General features: G+C 70.4%; 14 protein-coding genes. 12 read left to right on the top strand and 2 right to left on the bottom strand.

What is annotated here, in order from left to right:
* Window positions 1-39: 39 nt before the first annotated feature.
* The gene (locus tag ACGF3I_RS24670; protein ID WP_393135485.1) at window positions 40-423 is read left to right on the top strand and encodes a peptidase inhibitor family I36 protein; all 384 of its coding nucleotides are present in this window, start codon (window positions 40-42) and stop codon (window positions 421-423) included.
* Between the two features lie 53 nt (window positions 424-476).
* Window positions 477-785 (top strand): small hydrophobic protein, encoded by a 309-nt coding sequence (locus ACGF3I_RS24665; protein ID WP_393135484.1) that lies wholly within the window; start codon window positions 477-479, stop codon window positions 783-785.
* A gap of 571 nt (window positions 786-1,356) precedes the next feature.
* Here ACGF3I_RS24665 and aceE read toward each other — a convergent pair.
* Complete coding sequence (gene aceE / locus ACGF3I_RS24660) at window positions 1,357-4,086, bottom strand: pyruvate dehydrogenase (acetyl-transferring), homodimeric type (protein WP_393135482.1); 2,730 nt, start codon at window positions 4,084-4,086, stop codon at window positions 1,357-1,359.
* A 439-nt stretch (window positions 4,087-4,525) separates the two neighbouring features.
* Here aceE and ACGF3I_RS24655 point away from each other — a divergent pair, with 439 nt between their 5' ends.
* The 6 genes from ACGF3I_RS24655 to ACGF3I_RS24630 all read left to right on the top strand — a co-directional run bounded on the left by ACGF3I_RS24655 (window position 4,526) and on the right by ACGF3I_RS24630 (window position 9,135).
* Window positions 4,526-4,948, top strand: a complete 423-nt coding sequence (locus ACGF3I_RS24655) for a DUF3052 domain-containing protein (protein ID WP_393135480.1) — start codon at window positions 4,526-4,528, stop codon at window positions 4,946-4,948.
* A gap of 115 nt (window positions 4,949-5,063) precedes the next feature.
* Complete coding sequence (locus ACGF3I_RS24650) at window positions 5,064-5,522, top strand: peroxiredoxin (protein WP_393135478.1); 459 nt, start codon at window positions 5,064-5,066, stop codon at window positions 5,520-5,522.
* A 167-nt stretch (window positions 5,523-5,689) separates the two neighbouring features.
* Entirely contained in the window at window positions 5,690-6,265 is a 576-nt protein-coding gene (locus ACGF3I_RS24645) for a TerD family protein (protein ID WP_345260924.1), read from the top strand.
* A 91-nt stretch (window positions 6,266-6,356) separates the two neighbouring features.
* Window positions 6,357-6,932, top strand: a complete 576-nt coding sequence (locus ACGF3I_RS24640) for a TerD family protein (protein WP_393135476.1) — start codon at window positions 6,357-6,359, stop codon at window positions 6,930-6,932.
* 160 nt (window positions 6,933-7,092) lie between these two features.
* Window positions 7,093-8,235, top strand: a complete 1,143-nt coding sequence (locus tag ACGF3I_RS24635; RefSeq protein WP_393135474.1) for a DUF475 domain-containing protein — start codon at window positions 7,093-7,095, stop codon at window positions 8,233-8,235.
* Between the two features lie 162 nt (window positions 8,236-8,397).
* On the top strand, window positions 8,398-9,135 hold the full coding sequence (locus ACGF3I_RS24630; protein ID WP_393135472.1) for a Tellurium resistance: 738 nt from the start codon (window positions 8,398-8,400) through the stop codon (window positions 9,133-9,135).
* Between the two features lie 28 nt (window positions 9,136-9,163).
* Here the strand turns inward: ACGF3I_RS24630 and ACGF3I_RS24625 are convergent, their stop codons facing one another.
* The gene (locus ACGF3I_RS24625; protein ID WP_393135470.1) at window positions 9,164-9,961 is read right to left on the bottom strand and encodes a TerD family protein; all 798 of its coding nucleotides are present in this window, start codon (window positions 9,959-9,961) and stop codon (window positions 9,164-9,166) included.
* 207 nt (window positions 9,962-10,168) lie between these two features.
* Between ACGF3I_RS24625 and ACGF3I_RS24620 the strand changes: the two genes are divergently transcribed.
* From ACGF3I_RS24620 to ACGF3I_RS24605, 4 genes are all read left to right on the top strand, one after another.
* The gene (locus ACGF3I_RS24620; RefSeq protein WP_393135468.1) at window positions 10,169-11,332 is read left to right on the top strand and encodes an HpcH/HpaI aldolase/citrate lyase family protein; all 1,164 of its coding nucleotides are present in this window, start codon (window positions 10,169-10,171) and stop codon (window positions 11,330-11,332) included.
* Window positions 11,333-11,452: 120 nt separating this feature from the next.
* Window positions 11,453-14,029: a phosphoribosyltransferase gene (locus tag ACGF3I_RS24615; protein ID WP_393135466.1), complete on the top strand. Its 2,577-nt coding sequence runs from the start codon at window positions 11,453-11,455 to the stop codon at window positions 14,027-14,029.
* Window positions 14,026-14,841: an HAD family hydrolase gene (locus tag ACGF3I_RS24610; protein WP_393135464.1), complete on the top strand. Its 816-nt coding sequence runs from the start codon at window positions 14,026-14,028 to the stop codon at window positions 14,839-14,841. The genes ACGF3I_RS24615 and ACGF3I_RS24610 overlap by 4 nt, the downstream gene beginning before the upstream one ends.
* A 115-nt stretch (window positions 14,842-14,956) precedes the next feature.
* Window positions 14,957-15,616, top strand: coding sequence for an O-methyltransferase (locus ACGF3I_RS24605; protein ID WP_393135462.1), 660 nt, complete (start codon window positions 14,957-14,959; stop codon window positions 15,614-15,616).
* The last annotated feature ends 490 nt before the right edge of the window (window positions 15,617-16,106 follow it).

The raw sequence follows: 16,106 nt of genomic DNA, 5'->3' as shown, positions 1-16,106 counted from the left end.
CGAGTCCAACTGATCGAATCGACACGGGGGTTGACATACATGCGCACGACCATGACCACGCCCATGACCACGGCGGCGGCCCTCCTCGCCGCGACCGCCCTCCTGCTGCCCGCCGCCCCGCAGGCCGCCGCGGCCCCGCGCCTGGGCGACTGCGCGGCCGGCGAGCTCTGTCTGTGGACCGGGCCCGCCTTCAAGGGGGCGCGCCAGGTGTACGACCTGACGCGCATCGAGATCGAGAGCTGCACCCCGCTGCCGCCGGGCACCGACGTCCAGTCCCTGGCCAACCGCACGGGGCGGCCCGTCACCGCGTACCAGTCGGCCGAGTGCGAGGAGACCGCGGAGTTCGACACCTACCCGGGCAAGGGCACCTGGGCGCCCCAAGTCCCGTACCGAATGCGGGCGTTCAAGGTGTGGGAGCGCTGAGACGTGGTACCCGAACCAAAGGAGGCCGAGCCGACCAACCTCAGGGAGTGATGATGGCGGGCTTCGGACACAGCACGCGTACGCGCAGGACCCCCCGGTCACGGAACCGCATGTGGCCCCGGACCGGGCCGGACCGCGCAACGCTCGGCATCATCGGACTGGTCTGCGCGATCGCGGGATTCTTCGTCCTCGGGATCGTGCTCGGACCCGTCGCGATCGTCTGCGGCTGGCAGGCCATGGGGCGCCGCTGGAACTCCGGCTCGGTGCCCGCCCTGGTGGCCGTGATCCTCGGAGCCATCGACACGCTGCTGTCCCTCATCGCCCTGATAGCGACGGCGTCCCTGGGCAACGGCATCGTCTGACCGTGCCGTAAGAGGAAGGGTGATGGTCCCCCCTGGGGGACCATCACCCTCCCCCTCTGCGCGCGAAAGCCGGGCAGCCTCCGACCAAGCCGCTCGGGCCCACCTACAGGGGCGCGGGGAACGGCGCGAGAACCGACCACGACCGGCACGTCCGATCCGAGCCCGCGGCAGCAATGGAGCCGAGGCTGAGCAGCCCTCACCACCGCGACCCCGCCCCACCTACAGGGGCGCGAGGAACGGCGCGAGAAGCGCCCACGACCGGCACGTCCGATCGAGCCTGCGGCAGCGGCGGGGCCGAGGCCGAGCAGCCCTTACCACCGCGACCCCGCCCCACCTACAGGGGCGCGAGGAACGGCGCGAGAAGCGACCACGACCGGCGCGACCGATCCGAGCCCGCGGCAGCAATGGAGCCGCGGCCGAGCAGCCCTCACCACCGCGACCCCGCCCCACCTACAGGGGCGCGGGGAACGGCGCGAAAAGCGACCACGACCGGCACGGGCGATCGAGCCTGCGGCAGCGGCGGGGCCGGGGGAGAAACCCCGCAGCACCCACCGCACCCCGCACCCAATCCCTAGGCGTCCCCGCCGGCAGCCCCCGGATCCGCCGAAGCGACATCCAGCAGCTGGTACCGATCGACCGCCTGCTTGAGCGCGGACCGGTCGACCTTCCCTTCCCGCGCCAGCTCCGTGAGGACGGCCAGCACGATCGACTGCGCGTCGATGTGGAAGAAGCGCCGCGCCGCACCCCGCGTGTCCGCGAAGCCGAACCCGTCCGCGCCGAGCGACTGGTAGGTGCCCGGCACCCAGCGCGCGATCTGGTCGGGAACGGCCCGCATCCAGTCGGAGACGGCCACGAACGGCCCCTGGGCACCCTGGAGCTTCCGGGTGACATAGGGGACGCGCTGCTCCTCCTCGGGGTGCAGGAGGTTGTGCTCCTCCACCTCGACGGCCTCGCGCCGCAGCTCGTTCCAGGAGGTGGCGGACCAGACGTCGGCCCGTACGTCCCACTCCTCGGCGAGGATCCGCTGCGCCTCGACGGCCCACGGCACGGCCACGCCGGACGCCATGATCTGCGCCGGGACGGAGCCCGCGGTGCCCGGGGCGTAGCGGTGGATGCCCTTGAGGATGCCGTCCACATCGACGTCCGCCGGCTCGGCCGGGTGCTGGATCGGCTCGTTGTAGACGGTGAGGTAGTAGAAGACGTCCTCGCTCTGCGGGCCGTACATCCGGCGCAGACCGTCCTGGACGATGTGCGCGATCTCGTAGCCGAAGGCGGGGTCGTAGGCGACACAGGCCGGGTTGGTCGAGGCGAGCAACTGCGAGTGCCCGTCCGCGTGTTGCAGACCCTCACCGGTCAGCGTCGTGCGTCCGGCGGTCGCGCCGAGCACGAATCCGCGCGCCAGCTGGTCGGCCATCTGCCAGAACTGGTCGCCGGTGCGCTGGAATCCGAACATCGAGTAGAAGACGTACACCGGGATGAGCGGCTCGCCGTGCGTGGCGTACGCCGAGCCGGCGGCGATCAGCGAAGCCGTGCAGCCGGCCTCGGAGATGCCGTCGTGCAGCATCTGCCCGGTCGGCGACTCCTTGTAGGCGAGCAGCAGTTCGCGGTCGACGGCCTCGTATTGCTGGCCCAGCGGGTTGTAGATCTTGGCGCTCGGGAAGAACGCGTCCATGCCGAAGGTGCGGTACTCGTCCGGCGCGATCAGCACGAACCGCTTGCCGATCTCCTTGTCCCGCATCAGGTCCTTCAGGATGCGGACGAACGCCATCGTGGTGGCGATCGACTGCTGGCCCGAGCCCTTCTTGGCGACGGCGTACGTCTTGTCCTCGGGCAGCGCGAGCGGCTTGGACCGCACGACGCGGGTCGGCACGTAGCCGCCGAGCCCGAGCCGGCGGTCGTGCATGTACTGGATCTCCTCGGACTTGCGGCCGGGGTGGTAGTACGGCGGCGCGCCGGACTCCAGCTCGCGGTCCGTGATCGGGATGTGCAGCCGGTCCCGGAAGCCCTTGAGGTCGTCGACCGTCAGCTTCTTCATCTGGTGGGTCGCGTTGCGGCCCTCGAAGTTCGGGCCCAGCGTCCAGCCCTTGACGGTGTGCGCCAGGATCACGGTCGGCTGGCCCTTGTGCGCCTTGGCCGCCGAGAACGCCGCGAAGATCTTCTTGTGGTCGTGGCCGCCGCGCCCGAGGTGCAGGATCTGCTGGTCGGTCATGTTCTCGACCATGGCGCGCAGCCGCTGGTCGTCACCGAAGAAGTGGTCCCGGATGTAGGCGCCGGTCTCGGTGGCGTACGTCTGGAACTGGCCGTCCGGCGTGGTGTTCATCCTGTTGACCAGGATGCCGTCGCGGTCCTGGGCGAGCAGCGGGTCCCAACTGCGGTCCCAGATCAGCTTGATGACGTTCCAGCCGGCGCCGCGGAACTGCGACTCCAGCTCCTGGATGATCTTGCCGTTGCCGCGGACCGGGCCGTCGAGGCGCTGGAGGTTGCAGTTGACGACGAAGGTCAGGTTGTCCAGGTTCTCGCGGGCCGCGATGGACAGCTGGCCGAGCGACTCGGGCTCGTCCATCTCGCCGTCGCCGAGGAAGGCCCACACGTGCGAGTTGGAGGTGTCGGCGATGCCGCGCGCCTCCATGTAGCGGTTCATCCTCGCCTGGTAGATCGCACCGAGCGGGCCGAGGCCCATCGAGACGGTCGGGAACTCCCAGAAGTCCGGCATGAGCCGGGGGTGCGGGTAGGAGGAGAGCCCGTGCGGCGCCTTCGACTTCTCCTGGCGGAACGCGTCGAGCTGCTGCTCGCTGAGCCGGTCGAGGAGGAAGGCGCGGGCGTAGATGCCGGGGGAGGCGTGGCCCTGGAAGAAGATCTGGTCGCCGCCGTCCTCCTCCTTGCCGCGGAAGAAGTGGTTGAAGCCCACGTCGTACAGCGAGGCGGAGGAGGCGAAGGTGGCGATGTGGCCGCCCACGCCGATGCCGGGGCGCTGGGCCCGGGAGACCATCACGGCCGCGTTCCAGCGGGTCGCGTTGAGGACCTTGCGCTCGATCTCCTCGTTGCCGGGGAAGAACGGCTCGTCCTTGGTGGCGATCGTGTTCACGTAGTCCGAGCTGCGCATCTCGGGCACGGCCACGCGCTTCTCGCGGGCCCGCTCGATCAGCCGGAGCATCAGATAGCGGGCTCGTTCCCGGCCGCGCTCGTCGACGGCGGCGTCCAGGGAGTCGAGCCACTCCTGGGTCTCTTCGGGATCGAAGTCCGGGACCTGGCTCGGCAGGCCGCCAATGATGATCGGGTTGCGATCGGATCCGGAAGCCACGCTGTTCCTTCACTGTCGGGGGATGCGGAAGACAGCCAATTCTGCGCCGCATCCCATCGTGTACCGCTGGGGCGCAAACGTCATCTCTACTGAGAGGTAACTCAGGGGTAACCGTCACCGGAGCAGGAAGTAGGCTCAGGGCCTGGACGGGTCGGGCCAAATCGCAACCTTACGCTCAACCCGGCCATCCGTTCCCGAAGGGTGTTCGGCCCCGATTGGAGTACCCAAAGGAACACAGTGGTGCAAACAGTCACCAAGGGTGTGGGATGCGTCACCGAGGGGGATGCGGATGTCCCTGAACACGGCCACACTGACCCCCAAAGGGCGGGTTAGGAAGCCGGGTACTTGCGAGATTCGTCCCGCCCGTGTGGACTACGCCCAATGCCACGCGTATGCGCGAGGCTGCAGAACTTACCGAATCAAGATCAGGAGGCAAGCCGTGAGCGCGACCGCGGACCACGCGGAGGAGCGGACCAACCCGGCCATGAGGCTGGGGTTCGAGCCCGGACAGGTGGTCCAGGAGATCGGTTACGACGAAGACGTCGACCAGGATCTCCGCGAGGGCATCGAGTCCCTGATTGGCCAGGATCTCGTCGACGAGGACTATGACGACGTCGCCGACGTCGTACTGCTGTGGTTCCGCGACGAGGACGGCGACCTGACGGACGCCCTGGTGGACGCCATCGGTCTCCTTGAGGACGGTGGCGCGGTGCTGCTGCTGACGCCGAAGACGGGCCGTGACGGCTACGTCGAGCCCAGCGACATCAACGACGCCGCGCAGACCGCAGGTCTGTCGGCCGCCAAGAGCGTCAGCGTCGGCAAGGACTGGTCGGGCACCCGCCTGAAGTCACCCAAGCGCTGAGCCGCCCCTCACGCCCCACCGGGCCCCCTCAGGCACCAGCCTGCGGGGGCCCTGTGCATGTGCGGTGCGTAGGGTGGGTGTCACCGATACGGCCCATTGAAGGGAAGGCGTTTCCATGGCTATCGAGGTCGGCACCCTGGCCCCGGAGTTCGAGCTCAAGGACAACCACGGCCGGACCGTGCGGCTGAGCGACTTCCGCGGCGAGAAGAACGTGGTGCTGCTCTTCTACCCGTTCGCCTTCACCGGCGTGTGCACGGGCGAGCTGTGCGAACTGCGCGACAACCTGCCGAAGTTCGTCAACGACGACACCCAGCTGCTCGCCGTCTCCAACGACTCCATCCACACCCTGCGCGTCTTCGCCGAGCAGGAGGGCCTGGAGTACCCGCTGGTCTCCGACTTCTGGCCGCACGGCGAGGTCAGCCGGGCCTACGGCGTCTTCGACGAGGACAAGGGCTGCGCGGTCCGCGGCACCTTCATCATCGACAAGGAGGGCGTCGTCCGCTGGACGGTCGTGAACGGCCTGCCGGACGCGCGGGACCTGAACGAGTACCTCAAGGCGCTCGACACCATCTGAGCGCGGCGCACCACCCCGGCCCCGGCGGCCGGCCGACACCGCGCGGGCGTTCGGCCCAATCGTCTGTTTGCCCCGGGAACCGGTCACTAGGATCCATTCGTTGATCCGATGCCAACGCACGACGGGGACGCTGACCAAGCCGGCCCCTCACACCATTGGGAGGACTCGTGGGAGTCAGCCTCAGCAAGGGCGGCAACGTCTCGCTGACCAAGGCCGCCCCCAACCTGACCGCGGTCATCGTCGGTCTGGGCTGGGACGCACGCACCACCACCGGGGGTGACTTCGACCTGGACGCGAGCGCCCTGCTGACCAACGACCAGGGCAAGGTCACCAACGACTCGAACTTCGTGTTCTTCAACAACCTCAAGAGCCCCGACGGCTCCGTGGAGCACCAGGGCGACAACCTCACCGGCGAGGGCGAGGGCGACGACGAGGTCATCAAGGTGAACCTGGCCGCCGTCCCGGCCGATGTCGCCAAGGTCGTCTTCCCGGTCTCGATCTACGAGGCCGAGAGCCGCCAGCAGTCCTTCGGCCAGGTGCGCAACGCCTACATCCGCGTGGTCAACCAGGCGGACAACAGCGAGCTCGCCCGGTACGACCTGAGCGAGGACGCCTCGACGGAGACCGCGATGGTCTTCGGCGAGCTGTACCGCAATGGCGCGGAGTGGAAGTTCCGCGCCATCGGCCAGGGTTACGCCTCGGGCCTGCGCGGTATCGCGCAGGACTTCGGCGTCAACGTCTGAGCCGACCCGCTTACTCGTCCGGCGCCGCACCCTCACGGTGCGGCGCCGGACGCGCTCACCACCTGTTCCACTTCTCGGGGAGGACACGATCATGGGCGTCACGCTCGCCAAGGGGGGCAATGTCTCCCTCTCCAAGGCCGCACCGAACCTCACCCAGGTGCTCGTCGGTCTCGGCTGGGACGCGCGCTCCACCACCGGAGCCGACTTCGACCTCGACGCCAGCGCCCTGCTGTGCGCGAACGGGCGGGTGCTCGGCGACGAGTACTTCGTCTTCTACAACAACCTCACGAGCCCCGAGGGCTCGGTCGAGCACACCGGCGACAACCTGACCGGCGAGGGGGAGGGCGACGACGAGTCGCTCATCGTCGACCTCACGAAGGTGCCCGCCGCCTGCGACAAGATCGTCTTTCCGGTCTCGATCCACGACGCGGACAACCGCGGCCAGACGTTCGGCCAGGTCGCCAACGCGTTCATCCGCGTGGTCAACCAGGCCGACGGCCAGGAGCTGGCCCGGTACGACCTGAGCGAGGACGCCTCGACGGAGACCGCGATGATCTTCGGCGAGCTGTACCGGTACGGCGGCGAGTGGAAGTTCCGTGCAGTTGGCCAGGGGTACGCATCCGGCCTGCGGGGCATCGCTCTAGACTTCGGGGTCAACGTCTCCTAAAGAGATCGCCCGGATGCCTTCAAGTCGAGTGCCGTCAGGGGCGGTCCCTGCCGGGGGTCCGGGGGCCCACCCCCGGGAGACAGCAGCGTAAAGCCGTGCGCGGCGCGGGGGGACACCCGCTCTACGCGGGGTCGGCCCGCTCTACACGATGGGGAAGTCAGTGCTTCTGAAAACCTTCGGCTGGTCATTCGTGATCACCGCGATCGGCCTGGCCCTGGCCGTGCTGTACGACGGCTGGACGGCCCTCGGGGTCGTCGCCATCCTGGCCGTGCTCGAAATCTCGCTGTCCTTCGACAACGCGGTGGTCAACGCCGGAATCCTGAAGAAGATGAATGCCTTCTGGCAGAAGATCTTCCTCACCATCGGCGTGCTCATCGCCGTCTTCGGCATGCGCCTGCTCTTCCCCGTCGTCATCGTCGCCATCAGCGCCAAGGTCGGCCCCATCGACGCCGTCGACCTGGCGCTGAACGACGCCGACCGCTACCAGCAGCTGGTGACCGACGCGCACCCGTCGATCGCCGCCTTCGGTGGCATGTTCCTGCTGATGATCTTCCTCGACTTCATCTTCGAGGACCGCGACATCAAGTGGCTGGCCTGGCTGGAGCGCCCGCTGGCCAAGCTCGGCAAGATCGACATGCTGTCGGTCTGCATCGCCATGATCGTCCTGCTCGTCGCCGCCATGACGGTCGCCACCCACGCCCACCAGCACGGCGGCGTCCACGTCGACAAGGCGCAGACGGTGCTGATCTCCGGCATCGCCGGTCTGATCACGTACCTCGTCGTCGGCGGTCTCTCGGGCTACTTCGAGAACCGTCTCGAAGAGGACGAGGAGCGCGAGCACGAGGCCGAGGAGGAGGCGCAGCGCACCGGCAGCACGGTCTCCGCCGTCGCCATGGCCGGCAAGGCCGCGTTCTTCATGTTCCTCTACCTGGAGGTCCTGGACGCGTCGTTCTCCTTCGACGGCGTGATCGGCGCCTTCGCGATCACCAACGACATCGTCCTCATGGCGCTGGGCCTCGGCATCGGCGCGATGTACGTTCGGTCGCTCACCGTCTACCTGGTCCGCCAGGGCACCCTCGACGACTACGTCTACCTGGAGCACGGGGCGCACTACGCGATCGGTGCGCTGGCCGTGATTCTGCTCGTCACCATCCAGTACGAGATCAACGAGGTCATCACCGGCCTCGTCGGCGTGGTCCTCATCGCCTGGTCCTTCTGGTCCTCCGTGCGCCGTAACAAGCGTCTGGAGGCCGAAGGCGGCGAAGGCGCGGGGGACAGGGCGGAAGTCGGCTCCGGGGTGTGACCCCGGTGCTTCCGGAGCGCACGCCCTGGCGCGTGTGATCCGCCGCCGATCGAGGAACGCTCTCTGCGGGGCGGTCACGAGGCTCCGGCCTCGCCGGCCGCCCCGCGGTGTCATGCCGGCACCGTGTGCGGGGACGGTTCACGGACCTATGGGGTGGGGGCAATGGCGTTCTGGGACGGCCTGCTGCGAGGCAGGGCCTCACAGTTCGACTCGGGCAGCGCGGCGACCAACACGATCGAGCTGACCCGACGGCACAACACGGTCTCGCTGGGCAAGCAGGGCGCCAACACCGGCAGCCTGCGCGTCAATCTGTCCTGGCGGATGCGGACCTCCGACTTCGGGGGCAAGTCCGAGCAGAGCGGGCGGCTGCTGCGCCATCCGCTGCAGTTCTTCAAGCCGGAGATGGTCCAGGGGCACACCCAGTCGATGGTCAACGTCGACCTCGATCTCGGCTGCCTCTACGAGCTCCAGGACGGCACCAAGGGCGTCGTCCAGCCGCTCGGCAACTTCTACGGCGCCACCAACAAGGCGCCCTACGTGGAGTGCAGCGGCGACGACCGCTTCGGCTCCGCCTCGGGCGAGACGGTCTTCGTCAACCTCGACCACCGCGACGAGATAAAGCGGCTGCTGGTCTTCGTGTACATCTACGACCAGACCCCGGCCTTCGACCGCACCCACGCCAAGGTGACGCTCTACCCGAGCAACGGCCCGCGCATCGAGATCGAGCTCGACGAACGCGCCCCCGAGGCCCGCTCCTGCGCGGTCGTCTCCATCGAGAACGTCAAGGGCGACATGGTGGTGCGGCGCGAGGTGAAGTTCGTGTACGGCTTCCAGGCCGAGCTGGACCGGCTGTACGGCTGGGGCCTGCAATGGGGCCGCGGCTACAAGACCAAGGCCTGAGCCGCGGCCGGCCGGTCGGCGCCGGGCGCTAGGAGCGGATGAACTGCGGCCCCATCGGCGGCAGCACGAACCCCGGGTCCGGGGCGGGGGCCGGCCCCGGATAGCCGTACGCGGGCTGCGGCGACGCGGGCTGCGGATAGCCGTAGGTGGGCTGCACCGCGGGCGGCTGCGACGGGGGCGCGGGGTGCGGGTAGCCGTAGACGGGCTGCGCCGCGTGCTGCGGCAGCGGCTGGGGCACGGACGGCGCACTGGGGGCGCTCGGCGCGCTGTCCGCGCCGTCGGAGTTCTCGCCGTCGTCCACCGAGATGCCGTACTCGGTCGCGAGGCCCACCAGGCCGGTCGGGTAGCCCTGGCCCACCGCGCGGAACTTCCAGCCGTCCCCGCGGCGGTACAGCTCGCCGCAGATGATCGCCGTCTCCTCGCCGGTCTCCGGCTTCACGTCGAACAGCGCCACCGGCTCGCCGCCCGCCGCGTCGAACAGCAGGATCCGCAGGTCACGGACGGCGCGGAAGGTCGCGCCGTCCGACGAGGCGGTGATCAGCACCCGGTCGACCGACCGGTCGAGCGCCGCCAGATCAACCTCGACGGTGTCGGTGAGCCCCTCCGGGACGCGCTTCTTGGGCAGCCTGCGCACCAGGCCCGAGGGGTGGCGCGGTTGGTTGTAGAACACGAAGTCCTCGTCCGAGCGCACCCGGCCGTCGGCGGCGAGCAGCAGCGCCGAGGCGTCCACGTCCGGGACGTCGGCGCCGGGCGACCAGCGGAGCACGGCCCGAACGGCCGGGGCCTCCAGCGGGACGTTGGACCCCTTCAGCATCGCGTGCGTCATGCCGGTCATCCTGCCTTCCCGCGGGCCCCCCGGACAACGCGGGGCCCGGCCCGGTACGCCCCGTGAGCTACGCACCGTGCCGCACGGGGCGAATGATGCAGACGAGTTACCTGAATTTCACGCACTTGGGGAACTCTTGACACGTGTTCCTACGTACTATTACCGGCCACCCAAAATATCGGCCGTCAGGCAGTACAGGGGATATGTATGCGGCATTTCGGGCACGTCGCGCCGGCTGCGCGGAAGAACCTCTTCCACCGGGAGCCCTGCGAGTTCACCGCGAGCTCGTCGGCACGCGTGCTGTCGGCCGCCCTGGGCGCCACGCTCTACAGCCCGGCGACGCGGCCCACCCTCGCCGACGACGTGCTGAAGCAGGCCCGTCGCGGCGTCGTGTCCATGGTCCTCTGCCTGGAGGACTCGATCGACGACGCCGAGGTGGTGGCCGCCGAGGCCAACCTGGTGCGCCAGTTCGCCGAGCTGGACACCCGCGGCGACGAGGTCCCGCTGCTGTTCATACGCGTCCGTGAACCGCTCCAGATACCCGATCTGGTGCACCGCCTCGGCGCCTCGGCCCGCCTCCTGTGCGGCTTCGTACTGCCGAAGTTCACCGAGGACCGCGGCATCGCCTTCCTCGAAGCGCTCACCGCCGCCGAGTCCGCCTCCGGACGCCGTCTGTTCGCCATGCCCGTCCTGGAATCGCCCGAGCTGCTCCATCTGGAGAGCCGGGCCGAGACCCTGGCCGGAATCGCGCGCACGGTGGAGAAGTACCGCGAGCGCGTCCTCGCCCTGCGCCTGGGCGTCACCGACTTCTGCGCCGCCTACGGGCTGCGCCGCTCGCCCGACATGACCGCCTACGACGTCCAGATCGTGGCCGGCGTCATCGCGGACGTGGTGAACGTGCTCGGCCGCGCGGATGGCAGCGGCTTCACCATCACGGGCCCGGTGTGGGAGTACTTCCGGCTCCAGGAGCGGATGTTCAAGCCCCAGCTGCGCCGCAGCCCCTTCCTCGAAGGCCGCGCCGAGGAGCTGCGCACCGCGCTGATCGAGCACGATCTGGACGGACTGCTGCGCGAGATCGAACTGGACCGCGCCAACGGCCTGCTCGGCAAGACCTGCATCCACCCCTCGCACGTCATGCCCGTACACGCCCTGTCGGTGGTCAGTCACGAGGAGTACAGCGACGCCCAGGACATCCTGCGGCCCGAACGGGGCGGCGGCGGGGTGCTGCGCTCGGCCTACACGAACAAGATGAACGAGGTGAAGCCGCACCGCGCCTGGGCCGAGCGCACCCTGCTGCGGGCCGAGGTGTTCGGCGTCGCGGCCGAGGACGTCGGTTTCGTGGACCTGCTGGCGGCGGGCCTCGCGGTGTGAGGAACAGGACGAAGGAGTCATCGGTGACGGCCCGCGAACGGCGCGGAGCAACCGTGGGCGGCGGTCCCGGCAACCGGGTGGCACACCCATCAGTGCGGGCGAACAGAGGGACGGAACAACGTGGTTGAGTGGTCGGGAACGTGGGTCGCGGAGCGCCTCGGCGTCGAGCTCGTCGGGGACGAGCGGCTGAGCTCCCTGCTCGGCCTGGCCCTGCGCCGCAACCCCAAGCGGGCCCATCTGCTCGTCTCCAACGTGCTCGGCAAGCACGTGCCGCAGCTGCCCTCGGTGGTGTGGCGTGCCGGGTACGAACTGGGCGTACGTGTAAGGGAGTTGCTCGGCGACGAGGCCGCCGCCCGGGCCGTGGTGCTCGGGTACGCCGAGACCGCGACGGGCCTCGGCCACTCGGTCGCCGACGGCCTGGCCCTCGCCCCCTGCCTCCACTCCACCCGCCGCCCGGTCGCGGGAGTGGCCACGGCGGGCGGTTTCGAGGAGGCCCACTCCCACGCCACCTCCCATCTGCTGCTCCCCGAGGATGCCCGGCTCCTCGCGAACCAGGGCCCGTTGGTCCTGGTGGACGACGAGTTCTCGACCGGCAACACGGTCCTCAACACCATCCGTGACCTGCACGCCCGTCATCCGCGCGACCACTACGTGATCGTCGCCCTGGTCGACATGCGTTCCCCGCAGGACCGCGACCGCCTGACCGCCTTCGCGGCCGAGACCGGCGCCCGTGTCGACCTGATCGCGTCGGCGTCGGGCACGGTCCGGCTTCCCGAGGGGGTCCTGGAGAAGGGGCGGGCGCTGGTGGAGGAGTACGAGGGGGCGAGCCGGGGGGATCTGCTGCGCAAGAGCAGCGCTCTTCCCCTGAGCCCCACACCCCCGCGCAGCGAGAGCGGCGCTCCGGGCGCGGGGAGGGTCTCGCGCGTCGACCTCGGCTGGCCCGCGGGCCTGCCCGACGGTGGACGCCACGGGTTCACCCCGGCGCACCAGGCCCGTCTCGAGGCGGCGCTGCCCGCCATGGCGGCCCGTCTCGAGGCGGCCCTCGGCGGGGGCGCCGACGGGCCGCGCCGTGTCCTCGTCCTCGGCTTCGAGGAGCTGATGTACGCGCCGCTGCGGCTGGCCGTCGCCCTGGAGGAGCTCGGCGGGGCCGGGGGGCCCGGGGAGTCCGGCGTGCCCGGGGTGCCGGTGGCGTCCGGGGCGTCGGAGGCGGGCGGGGCCGGCCTCGAGGTGCGCTACTCCACCACCACCCGCTCACCCGTGCTCGCGGTGGACGACCCCGGGTACGCCATCCGCACCCGGCTCGCCTTCCCGGCGCACGACGACCCGGCCGACGGCCCCGGCGAGCGGTACGCCTACAACGTGGCGGGCGGCGGTTTCGACGCGGTCGTGGCCGTCGTCGACTCGGTCGCCGACACCCCTCAACTGCACGCCCCCGACGGCCTGTTGGCCCGGCTCGCCGACCACATCCCGCACGTCGTGCTCGCCGTGCTGCCCTCGTACGTACCCGAAGGTGCCCCCATGCCCGAGCCGCTGCGCGGTCCCGCGTTCTCCTCCTACGCGCCCGACGAGGTGGGCTGGCTGCTCAAGGACCTGTCCGGGGTGGAGCTGGAAGCCCCCACGGAGGAGCGCGAGGAGGCCATCCAGAGCGGCGGCGCGCACTACGCGGAGTCCCTGCCGGTCGAGTACCAGCCGAGCCCGCAGTACCAGGAGCTGTTCCGGACCGCGCTGGACGCGTCGGCCGGCCGGATCGCGCGGGCCGTCGGAGTGGTGACCGAGACGATCCTGGCCGAACTTCCCCAACGCCGACAGCGCCGGGGGGACCCCCATCCGCGCCCGGTGCTGGTCTCGCTGGCGCGGGCCGGCACGCCCGTCGGCGTCCTGATGCGCCGCTGGGCACGGCACCGCCACGGCCTCGACCTGCCGCACTACGCGGTGTCGATCGTGCGCGGCCGGGGCATCGACCCCAACGCGCTGCGCTGGCTCGCCGCCCACCACGACCCGGCCGACGTCGTGTTCGTCGACGGCTGGACGGGCAAGGGCGCGATCACCCGTGAACTGGCCGCCGCGCTGGGGCAGTTCCCCGAGTTCGCGGGCTTCGACCCGGAGATCGCGGTGCTCGCCGACCCCGGCTCCTGCGTGCGCACCTTCGGCACCCGGGAGGACTTCCTGATCCCGTCGGCCTGCCTCAACTCGACCGTGTCCGGGCTGATTTCCCGCACCGTGCTGCGCCAGGACCTCATCGGTGCCGGCGATTTCCACGGCGCGAAGTTCTACCGCGAGCTGGCCGGAGCCGACGTCTCCGGCGACTTCCTCGACGCCGTCGCGGAGCGCTTCACCGAGGCCGAGGCCGATGTGGACCGCGAGGCCAAGGCGCTGTGGGACACCGACCGCACCCCGAGCTGGGAGGGCTGGGCCGCCGTGGAGCGCATCAGCGAGCAGTACGGCATCCACGACGTCAACCTGGTCAAGCCGGGCGTCGGCGAGACCACCCGGGTGCTGCTGCGCCGGGTCCCGTGGAAGATCCTCGCCGGGCGCGGCGCCGGGGCGGACCTCGACCATGTGCGGCTGCTCGCGGAACAGCGCGGGGTGCCCGTCGAGGAGGTGGACGGGCTGCCCTACAGCTGCGTCGGCCTCATCCACCCCCAGTACACCCGGGGCGCCACCGGCGCCGACGGCAAGGCGGTGACGGCCAAGTGAGCACGCCGCTCCCGCTGGTCGCCAGCGACCTCGACCGCACCCTGATCTACTCGGCCGCCGCCCTCGCCCTCACGATGCCCGACCACCGCGCGCCACGGCTGCTCTGCGTCGAAGTGCACGAGCACAAGCCGCTCTCGTACGTCACCGAGCACGCGGCGCACCTGCTGACCGAGCTCAAGTCGGCGGCCGTCTTCGTGCCCACTACCACCCGCACCCGCAAGCAGTACCAGCGCATCCAACTCCCGGGCCCGCCCTCGCAGTTCGCGATCTGCGCCAACGGCGGGCACCTGCTGGTGGACGGCGTGTCCGACCCGGACTGGGCGCGCGCGGTGAGCGCACGCATCGCCGCCGAGTGCGCCTCCCTCGCCGAGGTACGGGCTCATCTGCGGGCGACCGCCGACGCCTCCTGGCTGCGCAAGGAGCGGGTCGCCGAGGACCTGTTCGCCTACCTCGTGGTCGAGCGGGAGCTGCTGCCGGACGGATGGGTCAAGGAACTGGCCGCCTGGGCCGAGCCGCGCGGCTGGACGGTGTCGTTGCAGGGCCGCAAGATCTACGCGGTGCCGAAGCCGCTCACCAAGAGCGCGGCGGTCCGCGAGGTGGCCCGGCGCACCGGCGCCGAACTCACCCTCGCCGCAGGTGACTCGCTCCTCGACGCCGACCTGCTGCTGGCCGCCGACCAGGGCTGGCGCCCCGGTCACGGCGAACTCGCCGAGGCGGGCTGGCAGGCGCCGGGCACCGAGGCGCTGGCCGAGCGCGGGGTGCTGGCGGGCGAGGAGATCCTGCGCCGCTTCCTGGCCCGCGCGGCACGCTGAGAGAGGGGGCCGCACGGGTGTGCCGGGAGGCGGGCCCGGCGGACCCGCGCGGCACGCTGAGAGAGGGGGCCGCACGGGTGTGCCGGGAGGCGGGCCCGACGGGTACGGTCACCGCATGACCAAGGGAAACAGCACCAAGATCACCGCTGAGCTGTACGCCTACCTGCTGGACCACAACCCGCCGCTCGACGCGGTGCAGCGGGAGCTCGTGGCGACCACGTACGAGCGGCTGCCGGAGCAGGCGGGCATGCAGTCGGCCGAGGAGCAGGGCCCCCTTCTCGCCTTCCTGGTACGCCTGGTGAATGCCCGTCACATAGTGGAGGTGGGCACCTTCACCGGCTTCTCGGCCCTCGCCATGGCGCAGGCACTGCCGAGCGACGGCAAGCTGATCGCCTGCGACGTCTCCGAGGAGTGGACGGCGTACGGCAAGGAGGCATGGGCCAAGGCGGGCGTGGCCGACCGCATCGACCTGCGCATCGCCCCGGCCCTCGACACCCTGCGCGCCATGCCCCCCGAGCCCCACATCGACCTGGCCTACCTGGACGCGGACAAGGGCAACTACATCGCGTACTGGGAGGAGTTGGTACCGCGGCTGCGCCCCGGGGGCCTGATCGTGGCGGACAACGTGCTGTTCCACGGCGAGGTGGTGGATCCCGGGGCGACGGGGTCGGCGGCGGGGATCCGGGCGTTCAATGAGCATGTGGTGGGGGATGGGCGGATGGAGAGTGTGATGTTGGGGGTGGCTGACGGGGTTACGTTGGCGCGAAAGAGGTAGGGCTGTACGGGGCGCCCGGCCTCTCGCGCCGTTCCCCGCGCCCCTTGGGCCCCGGCCATGTGCATGCGCATGCGTATGTGCTTGTGCTTGTGCGGACCGTGCTCGCTTCTCGCGCAGTTCCCCGCGCCCCCCAGGCGGTGCTGGGGGTTGCCCGGGGTTTGCGTAGTTCCCCGCGGCCTTGGGCTTCCTCGGTCCTGTGCGGACCGTGCTCGCTTTTCGCGCAGTTCCCCGCGCCCCTGGCAGAATTGGAGCGGGCCCGCATGCGCAGCACAGCCTGTCTCGCGCCGTTCCCCGCGCCCCTGGCAGGACTGGAGTCGGCCCGCATGCGCAGCCCGGCCTGCCTTGCGCAGTTCCCCGCGCCCCTTAACGGGACCGGTGCTGGGCAGCACCAGGTCACCTCAGCCCGTCCGGCGTTTGAGGACGAGCGCCGTTCAGGCGCGATCGGGGTTCGGGGCGGAGCCCCGAGCAGGGGTGCAGGGGGCGGAGCCCC

Origin of the sequence: Streptomyces sp. NPDC048111 (genome assembly GCF_043202815.1) — a bacterium.
Taxonomy (GTDB): domain Bacteria; phylum Actinomycetota; class Actinomycetes; order Streptomycetales; family Streptomycetaceae; genus Streptomyces.
The sequence above is the reverse complement of the archived record's forward strand: the minus strand, read 5'-3'. Positions and strand labels throughout refer to the sequence as shown.

Excerpts from the sequence above, each read along its gene's own strand:
- ACGF3I_RS24670 (WP_393135485.1), top strand. The coding sequence starts at position 40 with ATGCGCACGACCATGACCACGCCCATGACCACGGCGGCGGCCCTCCTC.
- ACGF3I_RS24665 (WP_393135484.1), top strand. The coding sequence starts at position 477 with ATGGCGGGCTTCGGACACAGCACGCGTACGCGCAGGACCCCCCGGTCA.
- ACGF3I_RS24650 (WP_393135478.1), top strand. The coding sequence starts at position 5,064 with ATGGCTATCGAGGTCGGCACCCTGGCCCCGGAGTTCGAGCTCAAGGAC.
- ACGF3I_RS24640 (WP_393135476.1), top strand. The coding sequence starts at position 6,357 with ATGGGCGTCACGCTCGCCAAGGGGGGCAATGTCTCCCTCTCCAAGGCC.
- ACGF3I_RS24630 (WP_393135472.1), top strand. The coding sequence starts at position 8,398 with ATGGCGTTCTGGGACGGCCTGCTGCGAGGCAGGGCCTCACAGTTCGAC.
- ACGF3I_RS24625 (WP_393135470.1), bottom strand. The coding sequence starts at position 9,961 with ATGACGCACGCGATGCTGAAGGGGTCCAACGTCCCGCTGGAGGCCCCG.
- ACGF3I_RS24620 (WP_393135468.1), top strand. The coding sequence starts at position 10,169 with ATGCGGCATTTCGGGCACGTCGCGCCGGCTGCGCGGAAGAACCTCTTC.
- ACGF3I_RS24605 (WP_393135462.1), top strand. The coding sequence starts at position 14,957 with ATGACCAAGGGAAACAGCACCAAGATCACCGCTGAGCTGTACGCCTAC.